General features: G+C 32.2%; 1 protein-coding gene. It reads left to right on the plus strand.

Features of this window, described 5'->3' with window-relative positions:
* On the plus strand, positions 1 to 485 hold a 485-nt coding region (locus AB4486_RS25030; protein WP_372119402.1), incomplete at both ends, for a CDP-glycerol glycerophosphotransferase family protein.

Here is a 485-nt window from a genome sequence, read left to right on the forward strand (position 1 = left end):
ACTTAGTATCGGCTAACAAATTTTCAACAAAAGTTTTTCAATCATCATTTGGTGTAGATAAAGATATAATTGTTGAATGTGGCTATCCAAGAAATGATATTCTCATAAATCATTCTGAAAGTGATGTATTAAAAGTAAAAAACTCCCTTAACATTGAAGGTGATAAAAAAGTCATTCTGTATTGCCCAACTTGGCGTGATGACCAGAAAAGAACAGATAAGCAGTACGGGTTTAACCTTAAACTTGATCTTTGTAGGTTGAAGGAGAAGTTTGGTGATAGTGCTATTATCTTGCTAAGAATGCATTATTTAATAGCGGACAACTTAGATCTTACTGGTGTAGAAGATTTTGCATATGACGTATCTAACTATCCTGATATTCAGGAGCTATATATAGTATCCGATATCATGATTACAGACTATTCCTCTACGATGTTTGATTATACTAATCTTAAAAAACCAGTGATTTTGTACACTTACGACTTA

The organism is Vibrio sp. 10N.222.55.C6, assembly GCF_041473395.1.
Classification (GTDB): domain Bacteria; phylum Pseudomonadota; class Gammaproteobacteria; order Enterobacterales; family Vibrionaceae; genus Vibrio; species Vibrio crassostreae_C.